Origin of the sequence: Histophilus somni 2336, assembly GCF_000019405.1 — a bacterium.
Lineage (GTDB): Bacteria > Pseudomonadota > Gammaproteobacteria > Enterobacterales > Pasteurellaceae > Histophilus > Histophilus somni.
The window spans coordinates 1448201-1466260 of the sequence record NC_010519.1; the positions used below are offsets into that span (position 1 = coordinate 1448201).

Annotated in this window: 16 protein-coding genes and 1 riboswitch; of the genes, 7 read left to right on the forward strand and 9 right to left on the reverse strand. The window is 36.6% G+C overall.

Going from position 1 to position 18060, the window contains the following annotated elements; translation table 11 throughout:
* Positions 1-5 precede the first annotated feature (5 nt).
* From tnaC to HSM_RS06580, 3 genes are all read right to left on the reverse strand, one after another.
* Entirely contained in the window at positions 6-92 is an 87-nt protein-coding gene (gene tnaC, locus HSM_RS11295) for a tryptophanase leader peptide (protein WP_075290610.1), read from the reverse strand.
* Positions 93-276: 184 nt separating this feature from the next.
* On the reverse strand, positions 277-2415 hold the full coding sequence (gene pta / locus HSM_RS06575) for a phosphate acetyltransferase (protein ID WP_012340431.1): 2139 nt from the start codon (positions 2413-2415) through the stop codon (positions 277-279).
* 67 nt (positions 2416-2482) lie between these two features.
* A complete protein-coding gene (locus HSM_RS06580) occupies positions 2483-3679 on the reverse strand; it encodes an acetate kinase (protein WP_012340432.1) in 1197 nt (398 codons plus the stop codon).
* A gap of 230 nt (positions 3680-3909) precedes the next feature.
* Between HSM_RS06580 and yfbV the strand changes: the two genes are divergently transcribed.
* Together yfbV and HSM_RS06590 are read left to right on the forward strand one after the other, a co-directional pair.
* On the forward strand, positions 3910-4344 hold the full coding sequence (gene yfbV / locus HSM_RS06585; RefSeq protein ID WP_012340433.1) for a terminus macrodomain insulation protein YfbV: 435 nt from the start codon (positions 3910-3912) through the stop codon (positions 4342-4344).
* Positions 4345-4456: 112 nt separating this feature from the next.
* Entirely contained in the window at positions 4457-4735 is a 279-nt protein-coding gene (locus HSM_RS06590; RefSeq protein WP_011608958.1) for a YcgL domain-containing protein, read from the forward strand.
* A 97-nt stretch (positions 4736-4832) separates the two neighbouring features.
* Here the strand turns inward: HSM_RS06590 and torA are convergent, their stop codons facing one another.
* The 3 genes from torA to HSM_RS06605 all read right to left on the reverse strand — a co-directional run bounded on the left by torA (position 4833) and on the right by HSM_RS06605 (position 9602).
* Positions 4833-7301: a trimethylamine-N-oxide reductase TorA gene (torA, locus tag HSM_RS06595; RefSeq protein WP_012340434.1), complete on the reverse strand. Its 2469-nt coding sequence runs from the start codon at positions 7299-7301 to the stop codon at positions 4833-4835.
* A 97-nt stretch (positions 7302-7398) separates the two neighbouring features.
* Positions 7399-7536: riboswitch (molybdenum cofactor riboswitch) on the reverse strand.
* Between the two features lie 32 nt (positions 7537-7568).
* Positions 7569-8690 carry a NapC/NirT family cytochrome c gene (locus HSM_RS06600; protein WP_012340435.1) on the reverse strand — a complete coding sequence of 374 codons (1122 nt, stop codon included), beginning with the start codon at positions 8688-8690 and terminating at the stop codon, positions 7569-7571.
* A gap of 186 nt (positions 8691-8876) precedes the next feature.
* On the reverse strand, positions 8877-9602 hold the full coding sequence (locus tag HSM_RS06605) for a class I SAM-dependent methyltransferase (RefSeq protein ID WP_012340436.1): 726 nt from the start codon (positions 9600-9602) through the stop codon (positions 8877-8879).
* Positions 9603-9635: 33 nt separating this feature from the next.
* Here HSM_RS06605 and gloB point away from each other — a divergent pair, with 33 nt between their 5' ends.
* Positions 9636-10337 (forward strand): hydroxyacylglutathione hydrolase, encoded by a 702-nt coding sequence (gene gloB / locus HSM_RS06610; RefSeq protein WP_012340437.1) that lies wholly within the window; start codon positions 9636-9638, stop codon positions 10335-10337.
* Between the two features lie 110 nt (positions 10338-10447).
* Positions 10448-11749, forward strand: coding sequence for a glutamyl-tRNA reductase (gene hemA, locus HSM_RS06615; RefSeq protein WP_012340438.1), 1302 nt, complete (start codon positions 10448-10450; stop codon positions 11747-11749).
* An 11-nt stretch (positions 11750-11760) separates the two neighbouring features.
* Here hemA and HSM_RS06620 read toward each other — a convergent pair whose 3' ends face one another.
* The gene (locus tag HSM_RS06620) at positions 11761-13155 is read right to left on the reverse strand and encodes an MATE family efflux transporter (RefSeq protein ID WP_012340439.1); all 1395 of its coding nucleotides are present in this window, start codon (positions 13153-13155) and stop codon (positions 11761-11763) included.
* A 53-nt stretch (positions 13156-13208) separates the two neighbouring features.
* On the opposite strand from HSM_RS06620, the gene HSM_RS06625 reads away from it, so the two are divergent.
* On the forward strand, positions 13209-13817 hold the full coding sequence (locus HSM_RS06625; protein ID WP_012340440.1) for a riboflavin synthase: 609 nt from the start codon (positions 13209-13211) through the stop codon (positions 13815-13817).
* Between the two features lie 52 nt (positions 13818-13869).
* Here HSM_RS06625 and HSM_RS06630 read toward each other — a convergent pair whose 3' ends face one another.
* Together HSM_RS06630 and lolA are read right to left on the reverse strand one after the other, a co-directional pair.
* Positions 13870-15210 carry a replication-associated recombination protein A gene (locus tag HSM_RS06630; protein WP_012340441.1) on the reverse strand — a complete coding sequence of 447 codons (1341 nt, stop codon included), beginning with the start codon at positions 15208-15210 and terminating at the stop codon, positions 13870-13872.
* A gap of 65 nt (positions 15211-15275) precedes the next feature.
* Complete coding sequence (lolA, locus tag HSM_RS06635; RefSeq protein ID WP_012340442.1) at positions 15276-15890, reverse strand: outer membrane lipoprotein chaperone LolA; 615 nt, start codon at positions 15888-15890, stop codon at positions 15276-15278.
* Positions 15891-16101: 211 nt separating this feature from the next.
* Between lolA and HSM_RS06640 the strand changes: the two genes are divergently transcribed.
* Positions 16102-16515, forward strand: coding sequence for a YhcB family protein (locus HSM_RS06640; RefSeq protein WP_012340443.1), 414 nt, complete (start codon positions 16102-16104; stop codon positions 16513-16515).
* 128 nt (positions 16516-16643) lie between these two features.
* A complete protein-coding gene (locus tag HSM_RS06645) occupies positions 16644-18032 on the forward strand; it encodes a Do family serine endopeptidase (RefSeq protein ID WP_041605098.1) in 1389 nt (462 codons plus the stop codon).
* The last annotated feature ends 28 nt before the right edge of the window (positions 18033-18060 follow it).

An 18060-nucleotide genomic window follows, 5' to 3' on the forward strand; every position in this document is an offset into this window, starting at 1 on the left:
TATTATTAGGATTGAGGAGTTATGGGAAAATACAGGGATAGCTTTGGATCTACAAGTATCCAAACTTGATTTGGTGATAAAACATTTACCATAGCTTATCCCTTTTTAGAAATGAAATGTAATTTATCTCAGACGAGGAAGATAGTAACTTAGCAATTGCACTTTGTCATATAGAATGTTTTAAATTTGTGAACTAAGTCAAAAATTTTGATAAAAAATAAGACTCTACTTATAGAGTCTTATTTTTATGAAAGTGCGGTTTGTTTCCGCAAATTTTTATTGTGTCGCTTGAATTGCAGTTAATGCAATAGTATACACAATATCATCAACCAATGCTCCACGAGATAGGTCATTGACCGGCTTACGCATACCTTGTAACATCGGACCAATAGAGATTAAATCTGCTGAGCGTTGTACTGCTTTATAGGTTGTATTTCCGGTGTTGAGATCTGGGAAGACAAATACTGTCGCTTTACCGGCAACCGGAGAATTTGGTGCTTTAGATTTTGCTACATCTTCCATTACTGCCGCATCATATTGTAATGGGCCATCTATTAATAAATCCGGGCGTTTTTCTTGGGCAATACGAGTTGCTTCTTTTACTTTCTCAACATCAGCACCGGAACCTGACGTGCCTGTTGAGTAAGAGATCATCGCCACTTTTGGATCAATACCGAATGCTTTTGCGGAATCAGCAGATTGAATTGCAATCTCTGCCAATTGTTCGGCAGTTGGATCAGGATTAACTGCACAGTCACCATAAACAAGCACTTGATCAGGTAATAACATAAAGAAGATTGAAGAAACAATTGAGTTACCAGGTGCTGTTTTAATGATTTGCATCGGTGGACGAATAGTATTCGCTGTTGTATGTATCGCACCTGAAACAAGTCCATCGACTTCGTTAGCCTCAAGCATCATAGTGCCTAATACGACGGTATCTTCTAATTGCTCTCGTGCAGACGTTTCAGTCATACCTTTGGCTTTACGTAATTCTACTAAACGGTCTACATAATTTTCACGTACAGAGACAGGATCAATTATTGTAATACCTTTTCCTAATACAACGCCTTGAGCATCAGCAACACGTTTAACATCATCAGGATTTGCTAATAAGATACATTCTGCAATACCACGTTCTGCACAAAGACTAGCAGCTTTAACTGTACGAGGTTCATCTCCCTCAGGTAATACTATTCGTTTTTTGGCTGCACGAGCTAACTCAGTTAATTGAAAACGGAATGCAGGAGGAGATAAACGACGAGGACGAGTTGAGGCGGCAACTAAATTTTCAATAAATGAAGATTTAAATTGTTGGCTTGTGTATTGTTTAATGTTTTCGATGCGTTCTTTATCATCAACAGGTACTTCAAGGTTGAAGCTTTGTAGAGCCAATGCACTTTGCCATGTATTACCTTCAATTCGAAAAATAGGTAAGCCGGTATTTTCAAATACTGGTTGGCATAGTTTTTTAATTTGATTGTCAATTTTGTAACCACCTGTGAGTAAAATACCACCTAGCTCGATCCCGTTAGTCGCAGCAAGTGCGGAGGCGGTTAGGACATCAGGACGATCAGCGGAGGTAACTAACAGACTACCTGTTTTGAAATGCTCAACCATATTTTGTAATGAACGAGCACAGAAAGTAATACTACGAATACGACGAGTTTTAATATCACCCTCATGTAGAATAGAAGCACCTAAATGATTGACCAAATCAATAGCACGAGTTGCAATAAGCTCCGCATTCCACGGAACGCAAGCTAATACTTTAATAGGGCTTTTTTCAAATAGCTTGTAAACCTCATTAAGGTTATTTTGTTTATGTTGGTAAGCATCAAAAATTTCACTTAGGTCTGGACGAGTACGTCCGGATTCATCAATTGGGGCATTAAATTTATTAATTATGACACCAAGTAAGTTTGGATTATTTTTTCCGCCAAATTGGGAGGCCGCTGCTTCAATGCGTTCTTTTAACTCTGCCGGCGTTTCTGTTGCAGGTGCTGCAACTAATACGATTTCAGCATCTAACGCCTTTGCAATTTCGTAGTTGATACTGTTTGCATAGCCATGCTTGCGAGTTGGAACTAAGCCTTCAACAATAATCAATTCATTATTTTTAGCTAGTTGTTGATGATTTTCAACAATCTTTTCCAGTAACACATCGGATTGATTTTGACCGATTAGATTTTCAGCCACACTTAGCATAAACGGTTCGGCTGTTTCAAGTGTTGTACTGGTACGCACAATTGAAGTAGTGCGGTCTAATTTATCTTCATCGGTACTTGGTTGCGAAATTGGCTTCATGAAACCGATTTTTGCCCCTTTTTGTTCAAGAGCGTGGATTAAACCTAAACTTACACTGGTTAAACCAACACCGGTGCTAATAGGAATAAGGATGATTGTACGAGACATAAAAAAACCTTAAATAATGTTGTTAAAAAAGAAACTGCCGAATTTATCGGCAGCCTATAGATTACAATTAGAAACTTAAACGAGCAGTATCTTGTGCAATTACAAGTTCTTCGTTTGTTGGAATAACGATTGCGATTGGCGTATTATCCGCTGTAATAACACCTTCATTACCAAAACGAGCTGCTGAGTTTTTCTCATCGTCAATTTTATAACCAAATAGTTTTAAATGATTTAAAGTAATTTGACGAACCAAGGCGGCGTTTTCACCAATACCGCCGGTAAAGACAATCGCATCTAAGTTTTCGCCAATAATAGCCATGTATGAACCGATATATTTTGCTAAACGATAGCAGAATACATCTAATGCACGTTTTGCAGCACTTTCTTTTTCATAGTTATCTTCAGAATAACGGCAATCACTCGTTACTTCTGTTAAACCTAACAAACCTGATTTTTTAACTAAAGTTTCCTCAATCTGAGCTACTGACATGCCTAACGTATTGTGCATGTAAAAAATGATTGCTGGATCAAGATCACCGGAACGAGTACCCATCACCAAGCCTTCCAGTGGAGTAAAGCCCATGGAAGTATCAATACATTTACCTTGGCGAATTGCAGCAACAGAGGCACCGTTGCCTAGATGACAGGTAATTACGTTTATTTTATCTTCAGCAATATTTAAACGTTTGGCAGCTTCACGACTCACGAAATAGTGGCTGGTTCCATGCATACCATAACGGCGAACGCCATGTTCTTTGTATAAAGAATATGGCAGAGCGTATAAGAAAGCTTCTTCTGGCATTGTTTGATGGAAGGCTGTATCAAATACGGCTACGTTGTTATCTTTTAAATGAGGAAATGCTTTAAATGCTTCTTCGATACCGATCAAATGTGCAGGGTTATGAAGAGGAGCAAATTCAGCAGCATCTTTAATGCCTTGGATAACTTCATCGGTAATAACAACAGATTTGGTATATTTTTCACCTCCATGAACAACACGGTGTCCAATGGCTGCGATTGAATTTTTAAGATCTTCAGTTAAGATAGTTGAAACGATAAAGTTTAATGCTTCACTATGTGCTGCACCGGCACCTAAATCTGCATTACCTTTCTCACCATTAAGTTTCCACTTAATTCGGGCATCCGGTAGGTAGAACGCCTCGGCCAAACCTGATAATTTTTCAGCACCTGAAACTGGATCAAGAATAGCAAATTTTAAAGATGAACTACCGCAGTTAAGAATTAGGACTAATTTTTGAGACATACGAGACCTATTTTGAAAGTTAAGTTAAAAAATAAATTCATTTACTCAACAATATTCCAAGTAAATGAACTGACATGAAAGTCTTTGCCCTGCATAGAATATACTTTTCAGATAATAAAATAAATTGGTAAAATTAAAAAATACGACTTTTATCAAAAAATGTATCAAACTCATCGTTTAATTTTCTTGATAAAAATGATAGATTTTTTTATAAATAATTCTAAACGAATATGTATCAAACACTAAAATTAGGTCAACGTTATTTGGAAACTTGGCCTTCAATACCTAAACTGAGTATTATTTTTCCTGAAAATCGAGTTATTAAGGTAACATTATTTGCACAAAAATTTATGCCGTTTTTAGCAGTATTTTCATTAGTTTGGCAACAAGTTTATATAAAACATGATCTGGTTGCTTTAGCTATTGCAGTTTTAACCGCTTTGTTTGCGTTGAGCTTGCCATTACAAGGTCTATATTGGCTAGGTAAACGATCAAAGTTGCCTTTACCTCCACAAACAAAGGTATGGTTTGATAAGATAGTTGAGGTGTTACAGCAAAAAAATACTAATCTTGTTTCTATTGAGCAACCAACGTATCAGGATTTGGCAGGGTTATTGCGTAAAGCTGAACAGAAATTAGATACTGAGTTTTGGCAGAGTATTTGAACGAAGTTCATCGCTAAACAGCAAGTGATACATCTAATGGGGTAAATATAGTAAAATTTTCCCCGCACTTGGGTATCAAGTAGCTTATTTTTTCACTAGATAAGGAAAGAAAATGCTTTGTGCTATTTACAAGACTAAAAGAAAAGAAGGGATGTATCTTTATATTGAAAAACGGGGGCATTTTGATTCCGTTCCATCTTCCTTACTTGAGTCATTCGGCAAGCCAATTTTTGTGATGTTATTTAATTTAGCAGGACAAAAATCATTGATTAATGCTAATAATGAAGATGTGCAACAACAAATTAAACAAAATGGATTTTATTTGCAGATGCCAAAACAGCAAGAAAATTTACTTGAACAAGAAAGACAGTATCTTAAGCACAATAAATGACATAATCAATGATATGATTTTTTAAAATTTTTACCGCACTTTGACACTTTTGAAAAAATAAAGGCGATCATAGATCGCCTTAAATGTATAAATTATGCTACACAGACCGTTTCGGTTGGTCAAATACCGTCACTTTCGGTGCGGCTTCTGTGTATTTTTCCACTTGAACAATACATGTATTCGGGGAATTACCTTGTGCTAATTTTGAAGTACCTTCATCACGTGTCAGTACGTTGGCACAACCATTTTTACATAAAGGTTGTTCTGATTGACCTAAATCAGCCGGATCATACCAAGCCCCCTCATGTAATGCGACCGTACCTTTAATAATTCCTTCAGTAACTACCGCACCTGCCAATACTTGTCCTCTTTTGTTGAAAATACGAACAATATCACCATCCATGATGCCACGAGCCATTGCATCTTCTTTATGAATTAACACAGGTTCACGATCGTTTACTGCATATTTTTTCCGTAACGATGTGTGAGCCAATTGACTGTGTAAGCGATAGTAAGGATGTGGTGTAACTAATGCTAAAGGGGCTTCCGTCGTTGTATTACCTGCAAATTCTTCAGGAACAAACCAATATGGATGACCTTTACAATCATCATAATTCATTTTTGCGACAACATCAGAGTAAATTTCAATTTTTCCTGATGGTGTACCAAGTGGATTCAGTAAAGGATCATTGCGGAATGCTTCGTAACGTACCCATTTTTTTGATTTTTCAGTTGGTTTAAAGTTAACAGGTTTATTTTCTTGCCAGAATTTTTCAAATTTCGGCATAAGTACACGATTTTTACGTGCTGCATTAAATGCCACGTTGTAAAAATCTTGCAACCATTCCATTTCCGTTTTTCCTTCAGTAAATTTGTCTTCTACTCCTGCACGTTTGGCTAATTCTGCAAAAATATCATAGTCATTTTTCGCTTCAAATTGTGGAGGAACAACTTGTTTCATTGGAAAAATATTCATCATGGCATAATCACCGGACATAGTTAAGTCGTTACGTTCATAGCTCGTTGTGGCTGGTAATACAATATCCGCCATGCGAGCAGTCGGTGTCCAGTTAACTTCATTGACAATAACAGTTTCAGGTTTTTGCCATGCTTTCACTAATGTATTTGTATCTTGGTGATGAACGAAAGGATTACCACCCGCCCAATAAATTAACTTAATGTCAGGATAGGTCACTTTAGAGCCATTATAATCAATTGTTTTTCCGGGATTCAGCAATACATCAGCAATACGTGCTAATGGGAAAGAGAATTTTGATGTATCATCAAGCCATGTTTTTTCTCCGGCTTGTAGTGATGGATTAGCTGTAATTGAACCAATAATACCACCGACTGCGGAAGGTGCACCACCATTAGAATAATGATAACTGAAACCAAATCCGCCTCCAGGTAACCCAATTTGTCCCAGCATCGCCGCTAAAGTAACTAATGTCCAGTGAGTTTGTTCACCATGGCGTTGACGTTGCATACCCCAACCGCCCATTAACATAGTACGTTTTGACGAAAAATCAGCAGCTAACTGTTTGATGATATCTGCAGGTAATCCACAAATTTTGCTTGCCCAATTTGCGTCTTTCGGTTGACCGTCAGTTTTTCCTAATAAATATTGTTCAAATTTATCATAGCCAGTAGTGTATTTTTTCAAGAATGCCTTATCATGTTTATCTGTAGTAACCAACGTATGTGCAATCCCCAACATTAAAGGAACATCGGTGCCTGTATGCACAGGTAACCATTCTGCATTTAAGAATTCACAGCTTTCACTTCTAACTGGATCAATACAAATAATACGTTTACCGCTTTCTTTCAATTTTTTGAAATACTCAATACCTTGTTGATCGGTGGAAGTCCATGCAATTCGCAAAGTCGTAAGAGGATTGGCAGCCCATAAAACAACAATATCTGAATTTTCTAAAACGGTTTCCCAGCTGGTTTGTTGTTCATAAACTTCAATTGTACCTAATACATGAGGCATAATTACTTGTGCCGCACCTGTTGAATAGTCCCCTTTGACTCCGACAAATCCACCGGTAACATTCATGTAACGCTGTAACAAAGTACGGCTAGCATGTAATGCACCTGAGCTATACCAACCATAAGAACCGGCAAAAATACCGCCTGCACCATAAGCATCACGAACACGTTTCATTTCACCTGCAACTAACTCAAAGGCTTTATCCCAAGAAACACGAACCCATTCATCACGTCCACGCAAACTGGTATCTTTATTACCCTCCAAAAATCCTTTACGAACCATTGGATATTTTACCCTTGTTTCACTATAAAGTTGGTCAGCTACTACGCTTTGTAATTCATTTTCGACTGAAATTGGCATTGCAGATCCTGATTTAACTACCTTGCCATTTTCTACAACTACACCTAAAGCCCCCCAATGAGCAGCTGTTACAACGGTATGTTGTTCAGCCGCAACAGCTTTCGAAGCTAATGTTCCGACAACACCGCCACTTAGAGATACGCCAGCCACGCCTAATGATGAATTTTTTAAAAAATCACGGCGACTTGTATTAACTTTATTTTGTGTTTTCATTTTAAACCTCGTTATTTACTAGGCTCACAATGAACTGGTGAAAGAAAAGACATCGAAACGGTTAGAAAACACACCGCACTTTCTCCAACACATTGTGAAAGTTTTATTTTCGACACCTTTCTAAAGGGAGTGGCACAACCATTTCTAGTTATACCATGTGCAACATTTGACAATGTTACAGGCTTGCAACCTTATTTTGCAACTTAGGTCAACAAGCTCGGAGTCGTCAGTTTTTTCAAAAATTTCAGCGTTTCCTTTAAGCGTAGCTTAATGGCTTTTTTCGCCAAAATCTTTGGCATTGCGTTGTAAATAGATTGTTACAGATCGTACGTCATCTGCTGTCATTGATGTACGATCTTTCATCGAATTTACAACACCAATCCATTGATTTGCAGTGTAATGATCTGCCCCAATTGGTGCATGACAACCACTACAATGAGTTTGATTTAAATTATTTCCAAACTGATTTAATGCCTCTAAATTAGACGTTAGTGCATTTTTTGCCACGTTTATTTCAAACGTAACCTCTTTCCACTCAGAATCTGTGACTTTGTCATGAACAGTTTGCAACACGTTCACATTTTTCTCAATTCCATCACCTAAAGCCAACATAATGCGTTGCCCTAATTGTGCATAGACTATTGTTTCCGCCCCTACTTGTTGCCAACCGTGAATTGTGCCGATAACATTGTCATCTTGCAATTTCCAATCATTCACTTCTGCAAACGGCATTAACCGCACTTCATCGCCTTGTGCCAGCTGTGCCGGACTCATTGCCAAACTATATAATATTTTATCGGTTTGCTTAAATTCTCCTGCATGTTTAGTTAATTCACCATATGCGGCTGTATCATCAACCTCTATTTCAGGCATAAAATGAGCAATACCTTTATGGCAATCAATACAAGTTTGATTTGTTTCGATGCCGGTTTTGTGCATTTTTTGTGCTGTCGGTGTTTGCGAAGACATTTCCATTGCTTCGAAACTATGACAACTGCGACAAGTGGCAGAATCTGATTCTTTTAAATCTTGCCAAACGGACTTCGCCATTTCTAAACGATGCTTTTCAAATGCTTCTTCATCAGGCAATTTATCAGTAACATAAGTATGCCAAAGATCTTTCACTGCAAAGACTTTTGTTTTCACATAATGGAAAACGTTATCTTGCGGGATATGGCAATCCGCACATTCGGCACGAATCCCTTTTCGGTTAGAGAAATGTATAGAGGCTTCCCATTCTGCTTGAGGTTGTTGCATTGAATGGCAAGAAACGCAAAATTCAGTGGTACTGGTTGCTTTCATTGCATACTGTACTCCCGCTAAAATAATCACCCCTAATAACACACCAACGATTCCACTAAACAGCCATTTTTTATTTGATTTTGCCATTCGCTTTTCCCCCAAAAATAAAATTCAATAAATCAATTACAACAAAAAAATCATACTCTTATATTGTAACGATATGATGTTGGTAATTCACTAGGCACACACGAAAAATAACGGCTATTTGCACCGCTCTTGACGTAGATCAATATTTAAATTTAAGAGTGAATATGTGAAATAAAATGCGTAATTTTATGTGGCATTTTTAGTATTTTCACCCATAAATTGAAAGGATTGATATGGTACAATTTTGTTTTTTATCTTATGCAGAGGAAAAGGATAGGTTCTTTTTTGTGCCACTATTAAAGTTAAAGGAGAAAAGCAATCTTGTTGTTTTTTTTCACTCAAATTGACTTGATCGAGTATTTCAAAATTTAATAATTTTATCCAATCAAGGATACGCCAAGTGAAATATTGTTTAAAGGGAAGTGCGGTTTGATTTTTATGATTTAAATTTTGTTTGAAAATCAATGGGCTATAAGGGTTAAATAAGGAAATAAAGAGATAACCGTCATTTTCTAAAACCCTGGCTATTTCACCTAATAATTGATGGGAATGTTGCGTGAAGTTTAATGTATTGGCTAATACGCAAGCGTGAATAGATTGTTGTACAAAAGGAAGTTGTAATGGATCAGCTTGTATCAGACTAATTTCTTCTGTTACGTTTTGATTAGCTGGAAAAAGTGCGGTAGGATTTTTCGTCATTTCCGGCATGAGGATTATTTTGTGGCGTAAAGGTAAATTGAGTTCTAATTCAGCACTTAATCCGCCAATCATGAGCCACTGATCGCCCAAGACTTTTGGAAACCAATCTGCAAAAAAATCATTGATTAGGCTACAATACGTTGTTCCTTTTTGGATATGTTGCCAACTCATCGGCAATCGATAATTTTTTACTGATTTTATGTTGAATTTCATATTTTCTAACTTGATACCCTTTGGAGGAGCTTGATGTTAATTCCTATTCCTGCACTTAATGATAACTATATTTGGGTGTATAAACGAGAGAATTTATCTGTAATTGTGATCGATATACCGGAAATAGCTGCATTATCTCAATTTATACAGGCACAAAATTTAGTGATTGGAGCTTTGCTGATCACACATAACCATAGGGATCATATTGGTGCTTTGGCTGAATTTAAGCAGTTTTATCCTCATGTTCATATTTATGGTCCGGCAGAATGTGCCGATCAAGGGGTGACACAAGTCATTGATGCAGGAAGGTTAATTATTGATGAATATCATATAGATGTATTACCGACCGGCGGGCATACGGCACAGCATCTTAGTTTTTTGGTAGATGGTCATTTATTTTGTGGAGATACTTTATTTTCTGCTGGTTGCGGGCGTGTTTTTACGGGAGACTATTCGCAAATGTTTACTTCTTTACAGTTACTCAAATCCTTGCCGGATGAAACAATAGTTTGCCCAGCTCATGAATATACGTTAGGCAATTTAGCGTTTGCTTTAACTACAGGCAAAAATAAAAGTGCGGTTCAAAAGCAACTTGAAAAAGTAAAAAAACTAAGAGCAGAAAATAATCCCAGTTTGCCGACAACATTAGCATTAGAAAAACAAATTAACCCATTTTTGCAAGTTGAGGGCCTTGAGGAATTTATTGAGTTGCGTAAAGCAAAAGATATGTTTTAACCTAAATTAGCAATTCTATTGTATTGATAGACAATCGAATTTGCTCAATGTGAGACAATTTATTAGAATAGCGACGTTTTTTACATGAATTTCCCAACAATAAATTATTTATGACCATTCTTGTTCTCGGTATTAATCATAAAACTGCGTCTGTTGCACTACGAGAGAAAGTTGCTTTTTCTGACGAAAAGCGTTTGTTGGCATTGAAGCAAATTAAACAAACTCAGCTGGCAGAATGTGCGGTGATTTTATCAACTTGCAATCGAACGGAAGTGTATTTACATAATAAAAATGTTGGACCTCAAAATGATGAAGTCTGGTTAGATAGTTGTGTTCAATGGTTTGCAGATATTCATCAAGTAGATTTAGAAGAACTGAAAAGTTGTTTATATAGTCAGCAGAATTTACAAGCATCTCGTCATTTAATGCGGGTTGCTTCCGGTTTAGATTCTTTGATTCTCGGGGAGCCACAAATTTTAGGTCAAGTAAAACAGGCCTATCAAATGAGTGAAGAGTATTATTCACTGCATTCTGATATTGGCATGATGAGTACTGAGTTATCTCGCTTATTTCAAAAAACTTTTGCTACGGCAAAACGAGTTCGTACTGAAACTCATATTGGAGAAAGTGCGGTATCGGTTGCTTATGCAGCCTGTAGTTTAGCTCGTCAAATTTTTGATAGCTTACGCAATTTGAATATTTTGCTTGTGGGTGCCGGAGAAACCATTGAATTAGTCAGCCGTCATTTATTGCGTCATGGAGTGAACGGCTTAGCTATTGCTAACCGTACGTTATCTCGTGCGGAAAAATTGGTGGAAAAACTAGAAACAACACAAAAGATAGATATTTTTAGTTTAGACAGACTTTCGGAAGGGTTAAAGAGAGCAGATATTGTTATTACCTCTACCGGCAGTCCTCATGTTTTAATCTCCCGAAACTTGATTGAACAGGCACAGCAAATGCGTCATTACAAACCAATGCTGATTGTTGATATTGCGGTTCCTCGTGATGTGGAGGAAAGTGCGGGGGAAATTGAATCTGTATATCATTACACTGTAGATGATCTACATAATATTATTCAACATAACATCAACCAACGTGAACAAGCTTCTCAACAAGCTGAACATATTATTCAGCAAGAAAGTGCAGATTTCTTTGAATGGCTTAAAGTACATCAATTTTCTAATTTGATTCGCAATTATCGAGAAAGCGCGGAGATAATTAGACAAGATTTACTCGAAAAAGCCTTGCAGGCTCTGCAAAATGGTGAGAATACAGAGCAAGTTTTACAAGAGTTGAGTCATAAACTGACTAAGAAGCTGATCCATCAACCTACTCAAGCTATGCAAACGATGGTAAAAGCCGGTAATACAGAAGGTTTACAGGCTTTTTCTCATGCAGTTAAGTCCTAGGAAAGTACAATTTATTTAAGTTTATCCAGTTTTGCCAATAAAATAGGTGCTGGTTGTTGTTGAATTTTATACATACGCCAAAGCAGTAAAATAGCAGCGATTGTTAAACTCACTACAAAAGATACCCAAAAGCCGGCAGCACCGATACTTGGAATAATCCAGTCGGTTCTTGATAAGGAAAATCCTAACGGCATGCCAATGCCCCAATAACAAAAAAGGGTAATGTATAAAATAGCTTGTGTATCTTTATATCCCCGTAATGCACCACTGGAAACTACTTGAGCTGTATCCGAAAATTGATAAAGTGCGACGAGCATCAGCAGACTACTTGATATAGCAATCACTTCTTTATCATTTACAAAAATTGCTGCTATTTCATAGCGGAAGAAAAAGATGATGGATGCCGTCAGGAAAGCAATAGATAAACCTACAGTAAGAGCAGAGAAAGATATCTGCTTGGCATTATCTATTTTGCCTTCGCCTAGACGTTGACCAACAAGAATAGTAGTAGCCATACCTAAAGACATAGGTAACATAAATGCAAAGGAGCTGGTATTTAGTGCAATTTGATGGCTTGCTACAACTTGAGTACCGAGAGGTGATAATAATAGTGAGGTAAGTGCAAATAATGCCACTTCACAACATAAAGAAACCGCAATAGGCAATCCTAAACGAAATAATTTTGCCAAAGTTTTCGTATCAGGTTTTTCAAATAAATGTTCAAAAACCTTGAGATCACGTTGATTTCTAGCATGCTTACTATAGACGATCATCATTAAGCACATTATCCAGTTGACAATAGCTGTTGCAATGCCACAACCAACCGCTCCAAACGCCGGAATACCTAATTTGCCGTAAATAAAAATATAGTTTAGAGGGATATTGCATAGTAAGCCAAAAAATGTAATCACCATAGCCGGTTTTGTTTTGGCAATGCCGTCATTTAAGCAACGGAAGTTAATTAATAATAAATAACCAGGTAATCCCCATAACATTGCACGCAAATAACCGATGGTAATATTGGCAAGTTTTTCTTCCATTTTCATATATTGAATGACAAAATCGCTATTGTAGATTAATAAGCCAAGAGGAATACAGCTAATAAAAACAATCCATAAGCCTTGGCGTATTTGATGAGCAATATGATCTCGTTGTCCGGAACCATTTAAATAAGAGATTGTTGGAGGCAAGGCAAGTAATAAGCCATGTCCAAATAATACTAGGGGTAACCAAATAGATGCCCCAACTGCAACGGCAGCCATATCTGCTGCACTAACACGTCCAGCCATTATTGTATCTACTAACCCCATGGAATTTTGTGCTACTTGTGCAAGTAAAATAGGGGTAGCGATGGCAATTAATTTTTTAGCTTCTGTGTGATATTGTTGAAAACGAGTTAATTTCATAAAAATCCGATTTTGCTATAATATTGGAAATATTTATTTAGAGAGAACTTTATATGTTTACAGGAATTGTCCAAGGAACAGCACAAATTCAGTCTATTATTGAGAAAGCTAATTTTAGAACACAGGTAATTAAAATGCCACAGGATTTATTAGCAAATTTAGAAATTGGTGCATCTATTGCAAATAATGGTGTTTGTTTAACGGTTACAGAAATTAAGGGTGATTTGATTAGCTTCGACTTAATGGCGGAAACATTACGTATTACAAATTTAGGTAATTTAGCGGTAGGCGATTTTGTTAATGTTGAACGTGCAATGAAAATGGGGGATGAAATTGGCGGGCATATTTTATCCGGTCATGTTTATTGCACTGCAACAATCCAAAATCGTATTCAAGCAGAGAATAATTTGCAAATTTGGTTTGAAATGCCTACAGCTGAATTAATGAAATATGTGTTAACTAAAGGATTTATTGCTATTGATGGAATTAGTTTAACCGTTGGCGAAGTCAAAGGGCAGTGCTTTTGTGTGAATTTAATTCCTGAAACAATTAACCGCACTGTGATTGCAAAATATGATATAGGTGATTTAGTCAATATTGAAATAGATTCTCAAACACAGGCGGTTGTGGACACAGTAGAACGATACTTGGCAAACAGATAAATTCATTTTGCCTAAAATCTAAAATTGTGGGAGTGTACTCTCACAATTGTATCTATTTATAGCGTTTTTTTGTGCTTTGCTCATCTAAATTATGCAATCGTGCTAATTTTTCTTTAAGTTGAATTTCCAGTCCACGATCTGTAGGAAAATAAAATTTCGTATCTTTTAATTCTTTTGGAAAATAATTTTCTCCTGCCGCATAGGCATTAGGTTCATCATGAGCATAACGATATTCTGCTCCATATCCCAACTCTTTCATTAAATGAGTTGGTGCATTACGCAAATGTACCGGTACATCATAATCCGGCATTTCTTTTGCGAGTTTTTTTGCTTGTTTAAAGGCAACATATACAGCGTTACTTTTAGGTGCAACAGCTAAATATACAATCGCTTGTGCGATAGCACGTTCTCCTTCAGCTGCACCAACTCGAGTAAAACAATCCCATGCTGCAAGTGCTACTTGCATTGCTCTCGGATCGGCATTGCCTACGTCTTCGGAGGCAATAGCTAATAAACGCCTTGCAACATAGAGAGGATCACCTCCGGCAGTAATAATTCTAGCATACCAATATAAAGCAGCATCGGGAGCGGAGCCACGAATAGATTTATGTAGAGCGGAAATTAGATCATAAAATCGATCCCCTTGCTTGTCGAAGCGAGCCTGTCGTTCCCCTAATACTTCAGTTAGGAGACGATGATTAATCAATTTCCCTTTTTCTGTTTCATCTGCCATATCCACCATGAGTTCTAAACAATTTAGTGCTAAACGGGCATCCCCATTGACATATTCAGCTAAGGTTTCAAGAACATTTTCAGCGAAAATCAACCGCTCTTTTCCCAATCCTTGCTCTGCATCTTGGATGGCATTTTGTAACACTGTCACAATATTAGATGTAGTTAAAGGTTTCAAAATATAAACTTTGACACGAGAGAGTAACGCATTATTTAATTCAAATGATGGATTTTCTGTGGTTGCACCTATAAAAATGATAGTGCCGTTTTCAATATGAGGCAAAAAAGCATCTTGTTGGGTTTTATTAAAACGGTGAACTTCATCAACAAATAAAATAGTTTGTTGACCCATTAAACGGTTTTGTTTTGCCCGTTCAATACTTTCCCGAATCTCTTTCACTCCGGCGGTAACTGCAGAAATACGCTCAACTTGGGCATGAATTTGTTGTGCAATAATCTCTGCCAGCGTTGTTTTTCCTGTACCAGGCGGGCCCCAAAAAATCATAGAATGAATATGTCCGTTTTCAATGGCTTTATATAGTGGCTTTCCAGCTCCGATTAAATGTTCTTGGCCACAATATTGCTTCAGTGTTTGCGGTCTCATTTTTGCGGCTAAGGGTTGAAATGCCGAGTGAGAGAAATCAAGTGAAAAAGTGGACATATAAAACTCCATTAAATGATTAAAAGTGGACGTTTATTACGTCCAATCATTTCAATTTTAATTAATTATTTTTTACGTTGATCGTCAAATTCAACGCCCTTAGGCAAGGTAAATGTGAATATTGCATCATTTAAGGCTGGATTGGTAATCTTACGCAGAATATACAAGTTACTTTGCCCATCTTTCTCTATTGTACTAAAATTTTTTAATACACCATCTTTTTCAATTCGAATATTAAATTGCTTGATGGTACTTTTCTTAGATTTTGGTTTAATAATAAACGTATCGGATTTTTGCTCAACAATATATTGTTGCCAATGACTTGGATTATTACTTGTTAGCAAAACAAAGGGGGTATCGCTTAAGGTATCTTCAACCCAATTTGCTGTTACTTGCTCAACAAAAGGATCGTAGAACCATAATGTTTTTCCATCTGCAATAATTTGACTTTCTTGAGGTGTTTCATTGTCCATACGAAATAAATTAGGACGTTTGAGTTGTATTTTTCCACTACCTTGCTGTATTTTTTTTCCCTGTGCATCAGTCACTTGTTGTGTATAGTCAGCACTTAACACATCAATTTTATTTAAACGATTTTGTAACTCATTAACCGCATTTGCCCAAGTTACATTACTGATACCTACTAATAAAAGTGCGGTTAAATTTAGATATTTTTTCATTATTTGTCCTTTTCAATTGAAAATGAATTGATTCGATATAATCAAAAGGCTGAAATGTTGTATAACATATCATAAAAGATAAGTATAACCCCTAAAAAATAAATAATATTCCGTTCAGTTTATGATACTGTGATCTAGTGCAAAGAAAAATTTTTTTCGCTAGCTATAATACAACTTGGTAGTTTAACAGTTTATTTGAGGAGTATTTCTTATGCAAAATTGGGCACCTGAGGTATGGCAAAGTGCATTAATTGGTTTATGTATTGGAGTTTTTATCGGTTACTTATTATTGCGTTTCACTAAAGGAACGGTCAAAAAACAGATAAAAACAGAGGCTGAGTTGGAGCAAGTGAAAATTCAACTTAACAATCAGAAACGACAATTAGAGCAACATTTTGCTGAAAGTGCAGAGTTGTTAAAAAATATTGCACAGGATTATCAAAAACTTTATTTACATTTAGCTAATTCATCTACAACACTATTGCCTGAATTGGCACAGAAAGAATTATTTTCACCGCATTTATTAGCCACGGAATCTATTTCGTCACAACAAGATAAATCAAAAGATAATCAGCCTAGAGATTATTCTGAGGGTTCATCAGGTATTCTTAAAGCTGAAAAATAACTATTTCTAAATAGGCACATTGAGGTGCCTATTTTGCTGTTTTTCTTTAATCTCTTTGAATTTCTGAAACTTTTTTGTATTTTTTCTGTCTTAAATTAGCGATATGTATGATTTAAATGGAGAAAAAAGTGAAAAAATCTAGCTTTGTTTTAACCGGTATTGCTTTAGGGTTAAGTGTTCTAACAACATCAATTAATGTTCAAGCAAGTTTGCCTATGGCAGTTGATGAACAATCTCTTCCAAGCTTAGCACCAATGTTACAAAAAGTTTTACCCGCAGTGGTTTCTATTGCGGTAGAAGGGAAACAAAAAAATAATTTTTCTTTCAATAATGAAATTCCTGAAGAGTTTCGCCGTTTTTTTGGTGACAGCTTTGGTTTTGAAGGATTTAGCAGTCGTGCACCGCGGAGTTTTCGTGGTATTGGATCTGGAGTGATTATTGATGCAGAAAAAGGTTATGTATTGACAAATAATCACGTGATTGATCAGGCTGATAAAATCACGGTCAAATTAGAAGATGGGCGTGAATTCAAGGCAAAGGTTCTTGGCAAGGATGATATGTCGGATATTGCACTTATTCAATTAGAAAATCCTAAAAATCTGACCGCAGTTAAGATCGCTGATTCTGATAAATTAAGAGTTGGGGATTTTACAGTTGCTATCGGTAATCCATTCGGTTTGGGGCAAACCGCAACATCGGGAATTGTTTCGGCATTAGGGCGTTCAACAGGATTTGATAGCGGAGCTTATGAGAACTATATTCAAACTGATGCTGCTGTAAATAGAGGTAATTCCGGAGGACCATTAGTAAATTTAAATGGTGAGCTTATAGGGATTAATACTGCTATTATTTCTCCAAGTGGCGGAAATGCGGGAATTGCATTTGCGATTCCAAGTAATATGGCAATCAGTTTAGTTAAGCAAATTATTGAATTTGGCGAAGTTCGTCGAGGATTACTCGGTATTAAAGGAGGTGAATTGAATGCCAACTTAGCAAAAGAATTCAATATTGATGTACAACAAGGTGCGTTTGTGAGTGAAGTATTGCCAAATTCAGCGGCAGAAAAAGCCGGACTTCAAGCGGGTGATGTGATCACGGCAATTGATGGACAAAAACTGGCAAGTTTTGCGGAGTTGCGTGCAAAAATTGCAACAAGTGGTGCCGGTAAAGAAATTAAATTGACCTATTTACGTGACGGTAAATCGAAAACTGCGAAAGTGAAATTGCAATCTGATGATGGAGATACAATTTCTGCAGTTGGTAACATTTCTATATTAGAAGGTGCGGAATTAAGTAATTATAATCAAAAAGGCACAAAAGGCGTTGAAATTAAAGAAGTTAAATCAAGATCTCTTGCTGCTCAATATGGTTTAGAAAAAGGCGATATTATTATTGGAGTGAACCGCCATAAAGTAGAAAATTTATCTGATTTACGTAAAATTTTAGGCAAAAAACCTTCAGCTATTGCCTTGAACATTTTACGAGATGACAGTCGTTTTTATTTATTAATCCAATAATTTTACTGAACCTATAATTCTTATTAAG

Bases quoted from the DNA above. Each gene is read 5' to 3' on its own strand.
- HSM_RS06580 (WP_012340432.1), bottom strand. From the start codon at position 3,679: ATGTCTCAAAAATTAGTCCTAATTCTTAACTGCGGTAGTTCATCTTTA.
- HSM_RS06620 (WP_012340439.1), bottom strand. From the start codon at position 13,155: ATGAAATTAACTCGTTTTCAACAATATCACACAGAAGCTAAAAAATTA.
- pta (WP_012340431.1), bottom strand. From the start codon at position 2,415: ATGTCTCGTACAATCATCCTTATTCCTATTAGCACCGGTGTTGGTTTA.
- HSM_RS06630 (WP_012340441.1), bottom strand. From the start codon at position 15,210: ATGTCCACTTTTTCACTTGATTTCTCTCACTCGGCATTTCAACCCTTA.
- HSM_RS06625 (WP_012340440.1), top strand. From the start codon at position 13,209: ATGTTTACAGGAATTGTCCAAGGAACAGCACAAATTCAGTCTATTATT.
- tnaC (WP_075290610.1), bottom strand. From the start codon at position 92: ATGGTAAATGTTTTATCACCAAATCAAGTTTGGATACTTGTAGATCCA.
- gloB (WP_012340437.1), top strand. From the start codon at position 9,636: ATGTTAATTCCTATTCCTGCACTTAATGATAACTATATTTGGGTGTAT.
- HSM_RS06605 (WP_012340436.1), bottom strand. From the start codon at position 9,602: ATGAAATTCAACATAAAATCAGTAAAAAATTATCGATTGCCGATGAGT.
- HSM_RS06640 (WP_012340443.1), top strand. From the start codon at position 16,102: ATGCAAAATTGGGCACCTGAGGTATGGCAAAGTGCATTAATTGGTTTA.
- HSM_RS06590 (WP_011608958.1), top strand. From the start codon at position 4,457: ATGCTTTGTGCTATTTACAAGACTAAAAGAAAAGAAGGGATGTATCTT.
- torA (WP_012340434.1), bottom strand. From the start codon at position 7,301: ATGAAAACACAAAATAAAGTTAATACAAGTCGCCGTGATTTTTTAAAA.
- yfbV (WP_012340433.1), top strand. From the start codon at position 3,910: ATGTATCAAACACTAAAATTAGGTCAACGTTATTTGGAAACTTGGCCT.
- HSM_RS06600 (WP_012340435.1), bottom strand. From the start codon at position 8,690: ATGGCAAAATCAAATAAAAAATGGCTGTTTAGTGGAATCGTTGGTGTG.
- hemA (WP_012340438.1), top strand. From the start codon at position 10,448: ATGACCATTCTTGTTCTCGGTATTAATCATAAAACTGCGTCTGTTGCA.
- lolA (WP_012340442.1), bottom strand. From the start codon at position 15,890: ATGAAAAAATATCTAAATTTAACCGCACTTTTATTAGTAGGTATCAGT.